The organism is Methylorubrum rhodesianum, assembly GCF_014199985.1.
Taxonomy (GTDB): Bacteria; Pseudomonadota; Alphaproteobacteria; order Rhizobiales; family Beijerinckiaceae; genus Methylobacterium; species Methylobacterium rhodesianum.
In genome coordinates this window covers 214,603-231,026 of record NZ_JACHOS010000010.1, presented here as the reverse complement: position 1 = coordinate 231,026, position 16,424 = coordinate 214,603, and the positions used below count along the sequence as shown (strand labels likewise).

Annotated in this window: 14 protein-coding genes and 1 tRNA gene; 9 read left to right on the top strand and 6 right to left on the bottom strand. The window is 68.9% G+C overall.

Annotated features, from left to right (window positions below):
• Nucleotides 1-340 precede the first annotated feature (340 nt).
• Nucleotides 341-416: transfer RNA gene (locus HNR01_RS16400), tRNA-Glu, on the bottom strand.
• 83 nt (nucleotides 417-499) lie between these two features.
• Here HNR01_RS16400 and HNR01_RS16395 point away from each other — a divergent pair.
• The 4 genes from HNR01_RS16395 (at nucleotide 500) to rpoH (ending at nucleotide 5,849) form a co-directional block, all read left to right on the top strand.
• Nucleotides 500-1,513 (top strand): RluA family pseudouridine synthase, encoded by a 1,014-nt coding sequence (locus HNR01_RS16395; protein WP_183668654.1) that lies wholly within the window; start codon nucleotides 500-502, stop codon nucleotides 1,511-1,513.
• Nucleotides 1,514-1,821: 308 nt separating this feature from the next.
• The gene (locus HNR01_RS16390; RefSeq protein ID WP_153875884.1) at nucleotides 1,822-2,271 is read left to right on the top strand and encodes a GNAT family N-acetyltransferase; all 450 of its coding nucleotides are present in this window, start codon (nucleotides 1,822-1,824) and stop codon (nucleotides 2,269-2,271) included.
• Nucleotides 2,272-2,684: 413 nt separating this feature from the next.
• Nucleotides 2,685-4,694, top strand: coding sequence for a putative bifunctional diguanylate cyclase/phosphodiesterase (locus HNR01_RS16385; RefSeq protein WP_183668652.1), 2,010 nt, complete (start codon nucleotides 2,685-2,687; stop codon nucleotides 4,692-4,694).
• A gap of 261 nt (nucleotides 4,695-4,955) precedes the next feature.
• Nucleotides 4,956-5,849 (top strand): RNA polymerase sigma factor RpoH, encoded by an 894-nt coding sequence (rpoH, locus tag HNR01_RS16380; RefSeq protein WP_017487085.1) that lies wholly within the window; start codon nucleotides 4,956-4,958, stop codon nucleotides 5,847-5,849.
• 228 nt (nucleotides 5,850-6,077) lie between these two features.
• Here rpoH and HNR01_RS16375 read toward each other — a convergent pair whose 3' ends face one another.
• The 5 genes from HNR01_RS16375 to purB all read right to left on the bottom strand — a co-directional run bounded on the left by HNR01_RS16375 (nucleotide 6,078) and on the right by purB (nucleotide 11,756).
• Nucleotides 6,078-7,580 (bottom strand): histidine kinase, encoded by a 1,503-nt coding sequence (locus HNR01_RS16375; RefSeq protein WP_183668650.1) that lies wholly within the window; start codon nucleotides 7,578-7,580, stop codon nucleotides 6,078-6,080.
• Nucleotides 7,581-7,620: 40 nt separating this feature from the next.
• Nucleotides 7,621-8,913, bottom strand: coding sequence for an adenylosuccinate synthase (locus HNR01_RS16370; protein WP_183668667.1), 1,293 nt, complete (start codon nucleotides 8,911-8,913; stop codon nucleotides 7,621-7,623).
• A 225-nt stretch (nucleotides 8,914-9,138) separates the two neighbouring features.
• Nucleotides 9,139-9,456, bottom strand: a complete 318-nt coding sequence (locus tag HNR01_RS16365) for a hypothetical protein (protein ID WP_017487088.1) — start codon at nucleotides 9,454-9,456, stop codon at nucleotides 9,139-9,141.
• Nucleotides 9,457-9,512: 56 nt separating this feature from the next.
• Entirely contained in the window at nucleotides 9,513-10,385 is an 873-nt protein-coding gene (locus tag HNR01_RS16360) for a D-amino-acid transaminase (RefSeq protein WP_183668648.1), read from the bottom strand.
• A gap of 63 nt (nucleotides 10,386-10,448) precedes the next feature.
• Nucleotides 10,449-11,756 (bottom strand): adenylosuccinate lyase, encoded by a 1,308-nt coding sequence (gene purB, locus HNR01_RS16355; RefSeq protein WP_183668646.1) that lies wholly within the window; start codon nucleotides 11,754-11,756, stop codon nucleotides 10,449-10,451.
• 175 nt (nucleotides 11,757-11,931) lie between these two features.
• Here purB and moaB point away from each other — a divergent pair, with 175 nt between their 5' ends.
• The 5 genes from moaB (at nucleotide 11,932) to HNR01_RS16330 (ending at nucleotide 16,302) form a co-directional block, all read left to right on the top strand.
• Complete coding sequence (gene moaB, locus HNR01_RS16350; protein WP_153875891.1) at nucleotides 11,932-12,489, top strand: molybdenum cofactor biosynthesis protein B; 558 nt, start codon at nucleotides 11,932-11,934, stop codon at nucleotides 12,487-12,489.
• Nucleotides 12,490-12,612: 123 nt separating this feature from the next.
• A complete protein-coding gene (locus tag HNR01_RS16345) occupies nucleotides 12,613-12,819 on the top strand; it encodes a hypothetical protein (RefSeq protein WP_183668644.1) in 207 nt (68 codons plus the stop codon).
• 67 nt (nucleotides 12,820-12,886) lie between these two features.
• Entirely contained in the window at nucleotides 12,887-13,249 is a 363-nt protein-coding gene (locus HNR01_RS16340) for a TonB family protein (protein WP_183668642.1), read from the top strand.
• An 84-nt stretch (nucleotides 13,250-13,333) separates the two neighbouring features.
• Entirely contained in the window at nucleotides 13,334-15,694 is a 2,361-nt protein-coding gene (locus tag HNR01_RS16335; RefSeq protein ID WP_183668640.1) for an Orn/Lys/Arg family decarboxylase, read from the top strand.
• Nucleotides 15,694-16,302 carry a GNAT family N-acetyltransferase gene (locus HNR01_RS16330; protein ID WP_017487095.1) on the top strand — a complete coding sequence of 203 codons (609 nt, stop codon included), beginning with the start codon at nucleotides 15,694-15,696 and terminating at the stop codon, nucleotides 16,300-16,302. Before HNR01_RS16335 ends, HNR01_RS16330 begins: the two co-directional genes overlap by 1 nt.
• Nucleotides 16,303-16,424 lie beyond the last annotated feature (122 nt).

Genomic DNA, 16,424 nt, shown 5'->3' with positions numbered 1-16,424 from the left:
TCACGGAACACGACAGCCCGCCGGCTCGCGCCGCGCGGGCCTTTTGACGTTCCACGCCGCACCACCAGAGCCGCCCGCCGCCCATGGATCGGGCCCCCGGCCCAAAGAGGGGAGGGGACTTCGGCGCGTTCGACCACAATTCCGGAGGATGGGCTGAGAGGGTGATCTTGCCGCATGAGGCCGGGCGGTTTTGACCGTCGCTTCCGGCAACACGATCGAGGCACGACAGCACCGAAGGGGCTTACCGTTCCGCGCCAGGATACGGCATCGCACGTCCTGCAGCTGTCCTCTTTCAAGGACGTTCGGACAGCGGGCAATCGATTTTGAGGATTGTGCCGGTTGGCGCTCCCAAGGGGACTCGAACCCCTGTTTTCGCCGTGAGAGGGCGACGTCCTAGACCGCTAGACGATGGGAGCTTCCGGGCCGACGGGGGTTCGTATAGCGAGGCATCCTTGGCCCCGCAAGCGCTTTCCGGGGCGAAACGACGAGAATCCTCATAGTGTCCTCCACGGTCCCTCCCACAGTCTCGAGCGCAGACGAGGCACGCAGCCTCGTTCTCGACGAAGGCGTCGTCCCCGACCGCCTGGACCGCGTCCTCGCCCGGGCTTTTGGCGATCTGTCCCGCGCTCGCCTCCAGACGCTGGTGCGCGACGGCCTCGTGCGCTGCGACGGGACGGTGGTGCGCGATCCCGCCCGCAAGGTCGCGGCCGGCGGCCGGATCGACCTCACCGTTCCGGCGCCGCTCCCTGCCGAGCCGCTCGGCGAGGCGTTGCCGCTTGCGGTCGTCCATGAGGACGAGGATCTCATCGTCATCGACAAGCCGGCGGGGCTCGTCGTGCATCCGGCGGCGGGGCACGAGGACGGTACCCTGGTGAACCGGCTGATCGCCCATTGCGGTGGGAGCCTGTCCGGCATCGGCGGTGTGCGCCGGCCGGGCATCGTCCACCGTCTCGACAAGGACACGAGCGGCCTGCTCGTCGTCGCCAAGAACGACCTCGCCCACCAGGGTCTCTCGGCGCAGTTTGCCGATCACGGCCGGAGCGGTGCCCTGGAGCGAGCCTATCTCGCCCTCGTCTGGGGCGTGCCCGAGCCGAGGACCGGGACGATCCGCACCCATCTCGCCCGCTCGCGCCACAACCGCGAAAAGATCGCCGTGGTCCGCGAGGGTGAGGGACGTGAGGCGATCACTCATTACCGGGTCGAGGCCCTGCCGGGCGCCGACGGCGTCACCGCGCTGCTTCGCTGCCGCCTGGAGACCGGCCGCACGCACCAGATCCGCGTGCATCTGAGCCATCGCGGCCACCCGCTGCTGGGCGATCCCGTCTACGGAGGGGCCTTCAAGACGAAGGCGGCTCGCCTCGCCGAACCGGCCCGCGCCGCCCTGCAGAACCTCGGTCGGCAGGCCCTGCACGCGGCCGAACTGGGTTTTCTTCATCCGCGGTCCGGCGAGCGCCTGCGTTTCGAGAGCTCCCTGCCGAGCGATTTCTCGCAGTTGCTGGAGGCGCTCGGCTGAGACGGCTTCCGCCGGATCGCAGTGGAGCCCGCATCGCGCGGCCCACGTAGCGCTCCGACGGGATCCCGGCGGGAGCAGCCGGCATTCAGACGAGACGGTCCGCCTTCAGGCATTCGTGGGGCGGCGGGCGGCTATCGAACCTTATTCGACGGAAGGGCGCTGGCATCGGGCGAGGCGCATCACCTTGCATTCCGACTCGCCGGCGTGGAACACCCGCGATCTCGGCCTCGGATGCATGCGGGTGATGCGGGCGGCTGCCGCTTGTGTCGGCGCCAATGGGGTCAGGCCGGCATCGGGCGGAGGTGTTTTTGGGAAGCCGCTACGGGTTGGAGATCCGCTCGGCCCTTCCGGCCGATGCGCCGGGGCTGGCGGAGTTGCTCAGCGCGTCGGGCTATCCGGTGCCCTCGCACCTCCTGGCCGAGCAGCTCGAGGCTCTGCGCTACGGCCACGGCACGGCCCTGCTCGCCCTCGAATGGGGGCCGCCGAGCGGAATCGTGGTGCTGCACTGGTATCCCGTGCTCGAACAGGCCGCGCCGCGCGCACAGATCACGACATTGCTGGTCGCCCCCGAGGGACGCCGCCGCGGCGTCGGGCGTCAGTTGCTGAAGTCCGCCGCGCAGGCGGCCCGGATGGCGGGCTGCGGCGCGATCGAGCTTCTGGCCGCCGCCGAGGCAAGCGGCTTGGCGGACTTCTGCGTCGCAAACGGCTTCACGGCGGGGGGCAGCTCCTTCGTGAGGTCCCTGCGCAAGAAGGGATGAGGCTTTGCATCAGGGCGGACGACCGGGATCACAGCTGCAGGACGGGGAAGCCGCGCGGCCGACGCCGCTGCGCGGAGCAACCGGACACGTCGCGCAGCGCGGCCTTTCCGGGCGGCGGCCGTCGGCAGCCTCGCCGGGCCGCAACCGCCCCGAATGCCGGCCCCCGCCCGTCGCCGATCGGCCGAGGCCTGCGGTGAAGAGGACAAGACACCTTCGGCCATCTCACCCTCTCATCGTGCTTTGCCGAAAGATCATCTCGAACGAAGGGCAAGTTGATCTCGGTCGCGAGTTCGCGATTTCGTCGTCTCGACGTGCATCTGGAAGCGAAACGGGCTTCAACCATCTGTTACGTCTTTGCTCGTAGAAGCAGTAGGCTTCAGTCCCGAAGCGTCGTTGACCCAGGCTCGCTCTCCATGCGCTCACGTCCGAGCACCGGGCTGGATCTCGATCGATTGATCCGCCGCGATCAACTCGACGCGGTGCGGGCCAGCGTGCAGCAGGCGCTTCCCATCAACATGCTGCTCGGTCTGGCGAGTTTCCTGGTCGCCCTGCATTCGGGGCACGGCGTGGTGGGCGGACTCTGGTTCACCGCGGCCATGGCCGTGAATCTGATGCGCCTGGCGGTCTGCCGTGCACCCTGCGCCGGATTGGCGATGTCACCGGACCAAAGTCCGGTCTCGCGTGAGGCCGCCTCCCGCTCGATCGACCGGCACCTGCGGCTGGCCTGCCTTGCCGCGCTGCTCTCCGGTTCGGTCTGGGCCTTCCTGCCGATCCTCTCGGAGGGCTACACGACCGCGCAGACGCTGTTCTATCTCACCGTCACCTGTGGAATCACCGCTGGGGCTGTGACGCACGGCATCGCCTACGCGCGCATCCCGATCTGCTTCATCACGCCCCCGCTTCTGTCGGTCGCGCTCTGCCTGCTCGCCGTCGGCGGCTTCGATCGGAACTGCCTTGCCGCCACCGTCATCCTGTATCTGGCCGCGCTGATCCGCAGCACGCTCGCGACCGAGCGGAGCTTCCGCGAGACCAGCCGCCTGAAGAACGAGGCGACCGCGCTCGCCGAGGCGCGTAAGGCCGCCCATGCAAGCGCGAGCGCACTGGCGGAGGAAATGCGCGAACGGGCGACGCATGACGCCCTGACCGGCCTCCTGAACCGCGCGGGCTTCGTCCAGCGGGCGGAGGAGCGGCTCGCCGCGGGCCAAGCGCTGTGCCTGATGCTGCTCGACCTCGACGGCTTCAAGTCGGTCAATGACGTCTACGGTCATACCACCGGGGACCGGGTGCTCGCCGAGGTCGCCCGCCGCATTCGGACCGCTCTGCCGGCGGATTGCGAGGCTGCGCGACTCGGCGGCGACGAGTTCGCTCTCGCCTACGACAGCGCCCAGTTGCGCGAGAGTCCGGCCGCGCTCGCGGAGCGCCTCATCCGGACCGTGGCCGAGCCGTTCGACAGCTTCGATACCGGGCGGCTGGGCATGAGCATCGGCATCTGCCAGCGCCCGGCCGACAGCCTGACCCATCTCTTGAGCTGCGCCGACGAGGCGCTCTACGCCGCCAAGCATTCGGGCCGCAACCATTTCCGCCTGTTCGACGACGGGTTGCGCGCCCGCCTTGAGGTGCGGCGCGACTGTGAGCGCGACCTGTCGCAAGCGCTGGCCGAGGGCGCGCTTGAAGTGTGGTTCCAGCCGATCTTCGGCCGGGACGGTCGCGCCGTGACCAATCTCGAGGCGCTGGTGCGCTGGCATCATCCGGTTCACGGCTGGGTGCCGCCCGCCGACCTGATCGCCGCCGCCGCCATGGCCGGACTGACGGAATCGCTGCTGCGATTCATCCTGGAGCAGGTCTGCGGAATGCTGTGCGCGCTGCGCGACCGGGGCCGTCATGATCTCTCGGTGGCGATGAACGTCTCACCGCGGGAGATGGCGCAGATCGCCGTCGACGAGATCGTGCTCGGACGCCTCCGTCTGCTCGGCCTCCCGGCGGCCGCGCTGGAGATCGAGATCACCGAGGAAACGGCACTCGACATCGAGGCGGTGCAGGGCAAGCTGCTGGCGCTGTCGCGGGCCGGCATCCGCATGGCGCTCGACGATTTCGGAACCGGCTACTCGTCGCTGGCCTCGGTGCGCCAATTGCGGGCCGACCGGGTCAAGATCGATCGCAGCCTCGTCACGGGTCTGACCGAGGCGGAGGACAAGCGCGGCCTCGTCCAGGCGGTGCTCGGTCTCGGCCGGGCGCTCAGCCTGGAGGTCGTGGCCGAGGGCGTCGAGACGGCGGATGATCTGGCCACGCTGCAAGCCATGGGCTGCCCCTTCATGCAGGGCTACCATCTCGGCCGGCCGCAACCGGCCGATCACGTCCTGCGCTTCCTCGACGCGCGCCCTGCCACTGCTGCCCAGAGCCGGCTTCACTGCCGGGGAGCGTGACCCGCCGCTTGGCCGCTCCCAGGTTCTGGCGGAATGTCGAGAGGGGGCTAAGAAAGGTGCGTTTCGGCACTGCGACCCCTTTGCGCCCGTGAGAGGTTAAACCCGGACTCCGGTTCGCGCGTTGGGACCTTTGCGTGAACAGCGTGGTCGCTACCGGGCATTACGAATTTCCATTAAAGATGGGAAGCGGCATGGCCGGCTCAAGGGAGCGGCCATTCGCTTGGGGCCCGCCCGACAGGGGGGCTGTTGAAGGAGGTGCACATGGCCGGCGCTTTGCCCGTGCTCGCCAATGAGGGAGGCCTTTCGCGCTACCTCGATGAGATCCGCAAGTTCCCGATGCTGGAGCCGGCGGAAGAGTTTACCCTTGCCAAGAGCTGGCGCGACGAGGGCGACCGCGAAGCCGCACACCGGCTCGTGACGTCGCATCTGCGCCTCGTGGCCAAGATCGCCATGGGGTATCGCGGCTACGGCCTGCCGATCAGCGAAGTCGTGTCGGAAGGCAATGTCGGCCTGATGCAGGCGGTTAAGCGCTTCGATCCGGACAAGGGCTTCCGGCTCGCCACCTACGCGATGTGGTGGATCAAGGCGGCAATTCAGGAATACATTCTGCGCTCGTGGTCCCTCGTGAAGATGGGCACCACCGCCAATCAGAAGAAGCTGTTCTTCAACCTGCGCAAGGCCAAGGGCCGCATCTCGGCTCTCGACGAGGGCGACCTGCGCCCCGATCAGGTGCAGCAGATCGCGACCTCCCTCGGCGTGCCCGAGCAGGACGTGATCGACATGAATCGCCGCCTGTCCGGCGACACCTCGCTCAACGCGCCCCTGCGCGAAGAGGGCGAGGGCGAGTGGCAGGATTGGCTGGTCGACAACAGCCCGAGCCAGGAGACGGTGCTCGCCCGCGAGGAGGAGGGACGCAACCGCCTCTCGGCCCTGCGCGACGCCCTGGGCGTGTTGAATCCGCGCGAACGGCGCATCTTCGAGGCGCGGCGCCTGGCCGACGATCCGATCACCCTGGAGGATCTCTCGGGCGAGTTCGGCGTCTCGCGCGAGCGCGTCCGTCAGATCGAGGTGCGTGCCTTCGAAAAGGTGCAGGAGGCGGTCAAGCGCAACCTCGCGACCCGCGAATTGCCTCGGACCGAGGCGCGGATTTCATAGTCCCGCGGGCTTCGCCCGTCCGTCCCGATGCGAGCGCGAAAAACCCGGCCCTCCCGAGGCCGGGTTTTTTCTTGAGGAACGAAGCCGTCGCGGCATCCCCGCGATCATCGGCGTTCCCGGGGGGCGCCGCAGCGTATCCGATCCGATCGACCCGTCGGGAAGGCGGCTTCGGGCTCCGCTCCTGAGGCCGTGCGAACTCGCCGCCCGGGCTTCGCTCGATCGGACGGCCTATCGGTCCTGCCACTGCGAGAAGGCGTTCTGCATGGCCTGCGTGCCGGCCGTGCCCTTCTCGAAGCTGATGACCGCCCTCTGGCCGCTCGTGTAATTCAGCGCCAGGTCGAGCCAGTTCTTGTGCAGCAACATCTCGGTGTTGCGGTCCACATCGCTCTTCAGCGAGGAGAGACCGATCAGGAACAGGTTCTCACGCACCCGCACCGGAAGCCCCGAGACGGGGGAGCCGCGGGCGGCTTCCTCGTCCTTGAGCTGGAGCAGGCCGATATTCTGCACCGCGCGCTTGGCACCGGCCTCGCCGTTGTTGGTGAAGGCGAGCTCGATCGTGTGCGAGGCGGGAAGCGTCGGGTCCAGGTTCTTGCGCATGGTCATCGCCAGCGTCAGCCCCGCATCCGGGAACTCCACATTGGCCCGGAGCACCGTCTGCAGCGGCTCGCCCTGAACGCCGTTCACGGCCTCCACCCGCCAGACCGCGTGGCCGGTGGTGGCGAGCGGCTGGGCGCGCGGATCGCTCTGGTTCTCCTCGTAGAGGATCCCCCTTTGCGAGACGGTCATCTCAGGCTGTGCCGGTGCGGCGCCCGGAGCGGCGGTCTTCGTGCGTGCCTCAGCCTCGTTGCGATCCGTCCCGACGCGGTCCGAGAACTTCGCATCCGGCTGTTCGGCGGGAACCTCCTGCTCGGCCGCGCTCTGCTGGAGGTCGGACGGCTTGTCGCGCAGGAAGAAGGCGGCCACCGCGATCAGCGCGATCACCGCCGCGAGCACGCCGCCGACGAACAGGTTGCGCAGCAGGCGGGACCGGCCCTCGGGGGGCGTCACCACGTCGATGCGCGGCCGCTGGCGACCATTGCCCGCCTCGCCGGAAGCGTTCGTCTCGGAAGGAGCGCCGGGGGAGGCGGTATCGACCGCGGCCTCCGTCTCGGCCTCGCTCGTGGATCCGACGGTCCCGATTCCATCGGACGACGGCGTCGGCGGGATGAAGCCGCCGGCCTCCGGCGCGGGCTTGGGCGCCTCGTCCGCCCTCGGCCGCCGGGGCGGCGGCATGAACGGCACCGTCTCGCCCGCCGGCTTGGCTTCCGTGCGGCCGAGGTCCGATCCGATTCCGGCCGGCACCGAGGCGGGTGGCAGCACCAGCGGCCCATCCGGGTTCTGCGGCGGCTCGGGCTCCGGCAGCGTCGGAGGCAGGGGACCGGGCGAGAGCGGCTCCGGCCGGACCGGTTCGGCGGCCGGGGGAGGGGGCGGCTCCGACGGCCCGGCTGCGGGCGAGGTCGGCATCTCGGCCGCTGCGGGCGGCGGCTCGTACTCGGCCTCGAGGCGACCGATCGCCGTGTCGAGCGCCTGACGTTCGAGGTCGATATCGGCCTCGGGCACCGGCGGGTCGAGCGAGCGGAGCTGTGCGATCAGGGCGCTGCGCGCGCGATCGTAGACCGCTCGGCGCAGGGCCGGCGATCGATCGGGCAGGGCGTCGAGCGCGCGTGCCAGCAACGGATAATAGTCGGCCATCGTGCCCGGATCTGCCTGTCTCTACCCGCCGTCCCGGGACTTAATCCTCGAAGGGGTTGTGCATGAGGATGGTGTCGTCGCGCTCCGGGGATGTGGAGAGCAGTGCCACCGGCGCGCCGATCAGCTCCTCGATGCGGCGCACGTACTTGATCGCCTGGGCCGGCAGGTCGGCCCAGGAGCGGGCGCCCGCGGTGGTGCCGCTCCAGCCGGGAATCGTCTCGTAGACCGGCACGGCGCGCTGCTGCGCCGCCTGGCTGGCGGGAAGGTGATCGAAGCGCTGCCCGTCGATGTCGTAGGCGGTGCACACCCGGATCTCGTCGAAGCCGTCGAGCACGTCGAGCTTGGTCAGCGCAATGCCGTCGATCCCCGACGTCTGCACGGTCTGGCGCACGAGGCAGGCGTCGAACCAGCCGCAGCGCCGCTTGCGCCCCGTCACCGTGCCGAATTCGCGGCCGCGCTCGCCGATGCGCTGGCCGATCTCGTCGTGCAGTTCGGTCGGGAAGGGGCCCTCGCCGACGCGGGTGGTGTAGGCCTTGGCGATGCCGAGGACGTAACCGATGGCCCGCGGACCCAGGCCCGAGCCGGTCGCGGCCTGTCCGGCGACCGTGTTGGACGAGGTCACGAACGGGTAGGTGCCGTGATCGACGTCGAGCAGCGCGCCCTGCGCGCCCTCGAACAGGATGCGCTTGCCGCCGCGGCGCGCCTCGTCGAGCAGGTGCCAGACGGTGTCCTGATAGGGCAGCACCCGCTCGGTGATGGCCGTGAGCTCGTTCAGGATCGTTGCTTCGGCGATCTCTTCGAGGCCGAAGCCGCGGCGCAGGGCGTTGTGGTGGGCGAGCAGCCGCTCGATCTTCGGCGGCAGGTTCTCCGGATCGGCGAGGTCCATCAGCCGGATCGCCCGGCGGCCGACCTTGTCCTCGTAGGCCGGGCCGATGCCGCGCTTGGTCGTGCCGATCTTGGTGCCCTGCGCCCCGTCCTCGCGCAGCGCGTCCAGCTCGCGGTGGAGCGACAGGATCAGGGTGGCGTTGTCGGCCACGCGGAGATTCTCGCGCGTTACCGTCACGCCCTGGCCGGCGAGCCGGTCGATCTCCGAGGCGAGCGCGTAGGGATCGAGCACCACGCCGTTGCCGATCACGCCGAGGGTGTTCGGCCGGACCACGCCCGAGGGCAGCAGTGACAGCTTGTAGACGGCCTCGCCCACCACCAGCGTATGGCCGGCATTGTGACCGCCCTGGAAGCGGACCACGATGTCGGCCTGCTCCGAGAGCCAATCGACGATCTTGCCCTTGCCCTCGTCGCCCCACTGGGCGCCTACGACGACGACGTTCGCCATGCGCGTCTGACCTGTCTCGCAATCGGTGGCGCGGGCGCCAAGCGGTTGCGCCACGCGCGAAAACCCCGGCCGTCAGCCGGGGATCGAGCATACGGGGGCGTCTTCGGCGATATGGGCAGGCAGGTCAAGCGAAGCAGGCCCCGACCACTGGGGACCGCGCCGCATGGCTGATGCGTCCGCGCGAATGCGCCCGCCCGCCACCCTGCCTCGGACGACTCGCCTGGGTTACTTGGCGTTGCCCGGCGGCTTGATCACCGGGGTGGAGTTCGGGGTCGGCTCCGGCGCGATCGTCTTGATCTCGGGATCGACGCCGGCGGGCGGCTTGATCACGCCGTCCGACTTCTCGAGCTTTTCGCTGAGCGTGCTGCCGGTGGTGTCGCTCTCCGGCCGGACCTTTTCCGGCACCTGTTCCTGGGGCGCGGGCAGCTTCGGATCGCTGTCCTGCCCGCGCTGCGGCACGGTCGGATCCTGGGCGAAGGCCGCCGTGCTCATCAGTCCAGCGAGCAGCGCGGCGGCGCGGAGCGTGGTTTTCGTGAAAGTCATCGCGTCCTCGGATGGTCCTTTCGGGACCAACGGACGCGCGCGCCCTCGCGTTCCTGTCAGGCTAAGCCCGTCGAAGCCTCCGATTTCTCGGCGAAGGCGAAGTACAGCTCCCGCATTCGCCGGGCCACCGGACCGGGGCGACCGTCGCCGAGAGCCTTTCCGTCGATCTCCACCACCGGCATCACGAAGGCCGAGGCCGAGGTGTAGAAGGCTTCCGCCGCCTCGGGCAGTTCGCGCGCGTTGATGAGCCGCTCCTCGAAGGCGAGGCTGGTCTCCTTGGACAGCGCCAGCACCGCCTTGCGGGTGATGCCCGGCAGGATCGCATGCGAGAGCGGGCGCGTCACCAGCGCGCCGGCCCTGGTGACGATGAAGACGGTGGAGGAGGAGCCCTCCGTCACCACGCCGTCCTCCACCATGAAGGCTTCGGCCACGCCGGCCTCCGCCGCCTGCTGCTTGGCGAGAACCTGGGCGAGAAGCGCCACCGACTTGATGTCCCGCCGCTTCCAGCGCAGGTCCGGCACGGTGATCGCCCGGGCGCCGGTCTCGGCCATCGGGTTGTTCACGATGGATTTCTCCTGCGTGAACATCACCACGGTCGGGGCCACGTCCCCTTTCGGAAACGAGAAGTCCCGCTCGGCCACGCCCCGCGTCACTTGGATGTAGACGAGACCCTCCCGGACCGCGTTCTTCTCCACGAGCTGCGTTTCCAGCCGCTCCCACTCCTCGGCGGTGTGCGGGTTGCGGATGCCGATCTCGGCGAGGGAGCGGTCGAGCCGGGCCAGATGCCCGGCATTGTCCACGAGACGGCCGTGCAGCACGGCGGCGACCTCGTAGATCCCGTCGGCGAACAGGAAGCCGCGGTCCATCACCGGCACGCGGGCTTCGTCCAGGGGCAGGAATTGGCCGTTGAGATAGGCGGTGCGGCTCATCGGTTCTCTCGATCGTCCGTCGTCAGCATCGGCCCGAAGCAGGTTCCGTGCACGAAGCCCTGATCACGCCTCGCCGAACACCCGCTTGAAGATCGTATCGACGTGCTTGAGGTGGTAGTCGAGATCGAAGCACTCCTCGATCTGCTCCGGCTTGAGCACCGCCGTGACCTCCGGGTCGGCCTTGAGAAGGGTGAGGAAGTCGCCCTCGCCACGCCAGACCGGCATCGCATTGCGCTGGACCAGCCGGTAGGAATCCTCCCGCGAGACGCCACCCTGCGTCAGCGCCAGCAGCACCCGCTGCGAGTGGACGAGACCGCCGAGCCGGTCGAGGTTCTTCTGCATGTTGGCCGGGTAGACCAAGAGCTTGTCGATCACGCCGGTGAGCCGGGCCAGGGCGAAATCGAGCGTCACCGTGGCGTCCGGGCCGATCATCCGCTCGACGGACGAGTGCGAGATGTCCCGCTCGTGCCAGAGCGCGACGTTCTCCAGCGCCGGGGTCACGTAGCCGCGCACCATGCGGGCGAGCCCGGTGATGTTCTCGGTGAGCACCGGATTGCGCTTGTGCGGCATGGCCGAGGAACCCTTCTGCCCCTCGGAGAAGAACTCTTCCGCTTCCAGCACCTCGGTGCGCTGCAGGTGGCGCACTTCCGTCGCCAGCCGCTCCATCGAGCTGGCGATCACGCCGAGCACGGCGAAGAACATGGCGTGGCGGTCGCGCGGGATCACCTGGGTCGAGACCGGCTCCGGCTGAAGCCCCATCTGTTCGGCGACGTATTCCTCCACCCGCGGGTCGATATTGGCGAAGGTGCCGACGGCGCCCGAGATCGCGCAGGTCGCAACTTCCTTGCGCGCCGCGATCAGCCGTTCCTTGGCGCGGGAAAACTCGGCGTAGGCCTGGGCGAGCTTGAGGCCGAAGGTGACGGGCTCGGCGTGGATGCCGTGCGAGCGGCCGATGGTCGGGGTGAGCTTGTGCTCGAAGGCGCGCCGCTTCAGCGCGGCGAGCAGGGCGTCGAGATCCTTGATCAGGATGTCGGCGGCGCGGGTGAGCTGCACGTTGAGGCAGGTGTCGAGAACGTCGGACGACGTCATGCCCTGGTGGACGAAGCGCGCCTCCGGCCCGACGATCTCGGCCAAATGGGTGAGGAAGGCGATGACGTCGTGCTTCGTCACCGCCTCGATCTCGTCGATGCGGGCGACGTCGAACACCGCGTCGCGGCCCTTCTCCCACACCTTGTCGGCGGCTTCTTTCGGCACGACGCCGATCTTGGCGAGCGCCGTGGTGGCGTGAGCCTCGATCTCGAACCAGATCCGGAACCGGCTCTCCGGCGACCAGATCGCGGTCATCTCGGGACGGGAGTAGCGGGGGATCATTGTTTCCAGAGCCTCAGACAGGTCGCGATATCGCGAAATCGTTCCGCGCGTAGCACGGCGCAGCCCGGCGCCTCAACGCGCCGCGCTGTCGGGATGTGCATCCGGAATGTGAATGGCTCGCCCGCGACGTCGGGCGACGGTTGACCAACCCGGCTCCCGGGACAACATCGTCGGCATGACGAGCGAGCCGACACCCCGCGCCTTCATTCCCCTCTCCATCGCCGTGCTGACGGTGTCCGACACCCGCGTGCTTGCCGACGACCGCTCCGGCGACACCCTGGCCGCGCGGCTCAGCCAAGCCGGGCACCGGCTCGCGGACCGGGACATCGTGCCGGACGAGATCGTGGCCATCCGCGAAAAGGTCGAGGGCTGGATCCACGATCCGTCCATCGACGTCATCATCACCACCGGCGGCACCGGCTTCACCGGGCGCGACGTGACGCCGGAGGCGATCGAACCGCTGTTCGAGAAGCGCATGGACGGCTTCTCGGCGGTGTTCCACCGGATCTCCTACGACAAGATCGGGACCTCCACGCTGCAGTCGCGGGCGACCGCCGGGGTCGCTGGAGCGACCTACATCTTCGTGCTGCCGGGCTCGCCCGGCGCCTGCAAGGATGCCTGGGACGGCATTCTGGTGCAGCAGCTCGACTACCGTCACCGGCCCTGCAACTTCGTCGAGATCATGCCCCGCCTCGACGAGCATCTGCGCCGGGGCGCCTCGGTCGTCCTCTGAGGCCCGCCCTCGACGCTCGCTGCGCCGCATCGACGAAGGGACCGCCGGGAACAGGAACCGCGGCCACAGCCGTCGGTTGATGTCGCGGTCAAGTATGAAACGATCAAGTTTCGGGAGACGCTCATGAAACAGATGATCGGCCTCACGGCGGCGCTTCTCATCGGCGCCGCGACCCTGAGCACGGCGGCGATGGCTCAGAGCGCGAACACCACGCAGATGACGGGTTCAAATGCCACCGGCGTGAAGCCCGAGGGCAGCATGAACAAGATGTCCGGCGCTGGCGGCCCGACGAAGTCGAAGAAGATGACGTCGAAGAAGAGCCGGATGTGATCGGCTGAACGATCACGCGTTCCGAGGGCGCCGCAGGGCGCCCTTTTTCGTTGCGGAGTTCCTCGTCGTGGTTGCGTCACTCCTCCGGTCGGTCCTCCTTGCGGCGCTGATGCTGGCTGCTTCGCCCGGGAGCGGCGCCGCCGCGCCGCGGGTCGATGCGCGGGCGAAGGCTTGGGTCGCCGGGGTCGTCAATCGCATCGGCATGGCGGATCGCGCTCCGGCACCGGGACGCGGCGGGCAGGTGACGATCCGGGTGCGGATCGACGCGAAGGGCGCGCTCGACGGCGTCGAGGTCGAGGACGGGCCGGCCGCGCTCGGCGAGCGGGCGATCCGTGCCGCTCAGGCGGCCGCTCCTTTCCCGCCGCCGCCGGCCGGGCTGCTCACGTTGGAGGGTTTCACGGAGCTCAGCTTCCCCCTCACATTGCGGTGACGCCGCGACGCGGGCGCCTGTCATCGAATCGTCGCGGATGGATCGGAAAGGCAGGCGTTCCGATCGCGAGGAGAGCCCCGCTCCATGGACTTCCACCGCCGCTTTACCGTGCTGATGTGTACCCCCGCCTTCGATCCGGATGATCTGGAGGGCGCGCGCGTCAACCAGATCGTCGCGGCGGTGGAGCAGCGCGGCTTCGAGGTGGTGCGCGCCCGGCGCGTCGAGGACGCCTCGATCGCGGTGCAGACCGACGCGGCGGTCGGCTGCCTCGTAGTGGATTGGGGCAAGCGCGGGCTCGACGGCAAGGCGGCGGCCCTCATCGACATGATGCGCCGGCGCGGCCTGGAGATGCCGATCGTCATCATGGTCCGCCGCAAGCGGCTGGAGGACATTCCCGTCGAGCTGCTCGACTTCATCGACGGCTACATCTTCCTGGCGGAAGAGACCCCGGAATTCATCGCCCGCAACCTCGTCTCCCGCGTGACGCAATACGCCGACACGCTGAAGACGCCGTTCTTCGGCGCGCTGGTCGATTACGCCGAGGAGGGCAATCAGCTCTGGACCTGCCCCGGCCATAACGGCGGAATCTTCTACAACCGCTCGCCGATCGGCCGCATCTTCGTCGAGCACCTCGGCGAGGCGATCTTTCGCGACGATCTCGACAATTCCGTCCTCGATCTGGGCGATCTCCTCACGCACGAGGGCCCCGCGCTGAAGGCGCAGAAGGAGGCCGCGAAGATCTTCGGGGCGGAGAAGACCTACTTCGTCCTCAACGGCACCTCGGCCTCGAACAAGGTCGTGCTGGGCTCGCTGGTGGCCGAGGACGACCTCGTCCTGTTCGACCGCAACAATCACAAGGCCGCCCATCACGGCGCGCTGCTGCTCGCCGGCGGCATTCCGATCTTCCTGGAGACGGACCGTAATGCCTACGGCCTGATCGGGCCGATCTACCATGAGGCGCTCGACGAGGGGCGCATCCGCGAGAAGATCCGCGACAACCCGCTGGTCAAGGACCGCGACGCGTGGCGCAAGGAGCGCCCGTTCCGCTGCGCCGTGATCGAGCAATGCACCTATGACGGCACGATCTACGACGCGCAGGCCATCGTCGAGCGGATCGGCCACCTCTGCGACTACATCCTGTTCGACGAGGCCTGGGCGGGCTTCATGAAGTTCCACCCGCTCTACCAGCGCCGCTTCGCCATGGGCCTGACCGGGCTCGACGAGACCTCGCCGGGCATCATCGCCACGCAATCGACCCACAAGCAGCTGGCGAGCTTCTCCCAGGCCTCGCAGATTCACACCCGCGACGGGCATATTCGCGGCCAGACACGCCGCGTCGAGCACAAGCGGCTCAACGAGAGCTTCCTCGTCCACGCCTCGACCTCGCCGTTCTATCCCTTGTTCGCCTCGCTCGATGTCGGCGCGCAGATGATGAAGGGCCGCTCCGGCGTCGTGCTGTGGGACGACACGATCCGGCTCGGCATCGAGTGGCGCAAGAAGGCGCGCGCCATTCGCAAGGAGTTCGAGGAGCGCGAGGCCGACCCCAAGCGGCGCTGGTTCTTCGATCCCTTCGTGCCCGACGTGGTGACCGGCCCCGACGGCGCCGAGACCCCGTGGGAGTCGATCCCGACCGACGCGCTGGCCTCCGACGCCCGCTACTGGGAACTGACCCCGGGCGCCGCCTGGCACGGCTTCACCCATGTCGGACCCGCCGCCGCGGCGCCGGGCTTCGCCATCACCGACCCCAACAAGCTCACGGTGCTGACGCCCGGCTTCGACCGGAAGACCGGCGCCTATACCGAGCACGGCGTGCCGGCGCCGATCGTCGCGCAGTACCTGCGTGAGAACCGGATCGTGCCGGAGAAGAACGACCTCAACTCCCTGCTCTTCCTGCTGACGCCGGGCGTGGAATCGTCGAAGGCCGGCACGCTGATCTCCGGCCTCGTCGCCTTCAAACGGCTGCACGACGACAACGTGCCGCTGGAGGAGGCGATGCCGGAATTCGTGGCCCGGCGGCCCAGGCGCTACCGCGGCGTCGGCCTGCGCGACCTCTGCGCCGACTACCACGCCTTCCACCGCGAGTCGGGCACCTCGGCGCTCCAGCGCAAGCAGTTCATGCCCGAGCACCTGCCGGAGATGGTGATGGCGCCGAAGGCCGCCGCGCAGATGCTGACCCGCAACCGGGTCGATTACGTGCCGATCGCGCAAGCCGAGGGCCGCATCGCCACGACCCTGATGCTGGTCTATCCCCCCGGCATCGGCACGGTGCTGCCCGGGGAGCGTCTGGATGAGCGGGCGAAACCCATGCTCGACTACTTCAAGATGTTCGAGGCGGCCGCCAACCTGTTCCCTGGCTTCGAGGCCGAGATTCAGGGCGTCTACCGCGAGACCGACCCGGACGGGCGCATCCGCTTCCACACCTATGTCGTGCGCGAGGGCGCCTGATGGCATCGGGTGCGGCGGCGATCTCGCCTCACGCCGACGTGGTGATCCGTCCCTCGTCGGATGCCGACGTGGCGGCGATGATCGCGATCTACGAGCGTCACATCCGCCGGGGCGTCGGCGATACCGGCGATTTCGAGGAGGAGCGTCTGCTGCCCGACGAGCTGCGGCGGCGGCGCAAGAACATGCGCAGCAAGCGCCTGCCCCATCTCGTCGCCGAGCGGGGTGGGCAGATCGCCGGCTACGCCTACGCCGTGCCCTTCCGCAAGCGCCCGGCCTACCGCTACGCCCTCAAGCACTCGATCTACGTCCATCCCGACCACCTGCACGCGGGAATCGGGCGCCGCCTTCTGCCGGCGCTGATCGAGGCCTGCGCGGCGGGCGGCTACCGGCAGATGATCGGCTACATCGACGCCAGCAACGAGGCCAGCTTGCGCCTGCACGAGGCGTGCGGGTTCGCTCGCGTCGGCTACCTGCCCGCCATCGGCTACAAGTACGGGCGCTGGAGCGACAGCGTCATCGTGCAGTGTCCGCTGGGGACCGGCGCCGACGACCAGCCCTCTGCCTGGAGCCGGCCGGAGCGGGCATTCTCGTTTCCCTCGACGTCCTGAAGGTTCGTCATCGCGAGGCGGAGCCGAAGCGATCCAGGGCTCCGCTCTCTGCGAAAAAGGTGCGCTGCCGGATCGCCTCGCTGCCGCTCGCGACAACGGCGGATGCGTCCCGCCCTCACTGC

Coding starts and splice junctions, on each gene's coding strand:
- rpoH (WP_017487085.1), top strand. CDS start 4,956: ATGGCCGGCGCTTTGCCCGTGCTCGCCAATGAGGGAGGCCTTTCGCGC.
- HNR01_RS16330 (WP_017487095.1), top strand. CDS start 15,694: ATGGCATCGGGTGCGGCGGCGATCTCGCCTCACGCCGACGTGGTGATC.
- moaB (WP_153875891.1), top strand. CDS start 11,932: ATGACGAGCGAGCCGACACCCCGCGCCTTCATTCCCCTCTCCATCGCC.
- HNR01_RS16375 (WP_183668650.1), bottom strand. CDS start 7,580: ATGGCCGACTATTATCCGTTGCTGGCACGCGCGCTCGACGCCCTGCCC.
- purB (WP_183668646.1), bottom strand. CDS start 11,756: ATGATCCCCCGCTACTCCCGTCCCGAGATGACCGCGATCTGGTCGCCG.
- HNR01_RS16345 (WP_183668644.1), top strand. CDS start 12,613: ATGAAACAGATGATCGGCCTCACGGCGGCGCTTCTCATCGGCGCCGCG.
- HNR01_RS16335 (WP_183668640.1), top strand. CDS start 13,334: ATGGACTTCCACCGCCGCTTTACCGTGCTGATGTGTACCCCCGCCTTC.
- HNR01_RS16360 (WP_183668648.1), bottom strand. CDS start 10,385: ATGAGCCGCACCGCCTATCTCAACGGCCAATTCCTGCCCCTGGACGAA.
- HNR01_RS16385 (WP_183668652.1), top strand. CDS start 2,685: ATGCGCTCACGTCCGAGCACCGGGCTGGATCTCGATCGATTGATCCGC.
- HNR01_RS16370 (WP_183668667.1), bottom strand. CDS start 8,913: ATGGCGAACGTCGTCGTCGTAGGCGCCCAGTGGGGCGACGAGGGCAAG.
- HNR01_RS16365 (WP_017487088.1), bottom strand. CDS start 9,456: ATGACTTTCACGAAAACCACGCTCCGCGCCGCCGCGCTGCTCGCTGGA.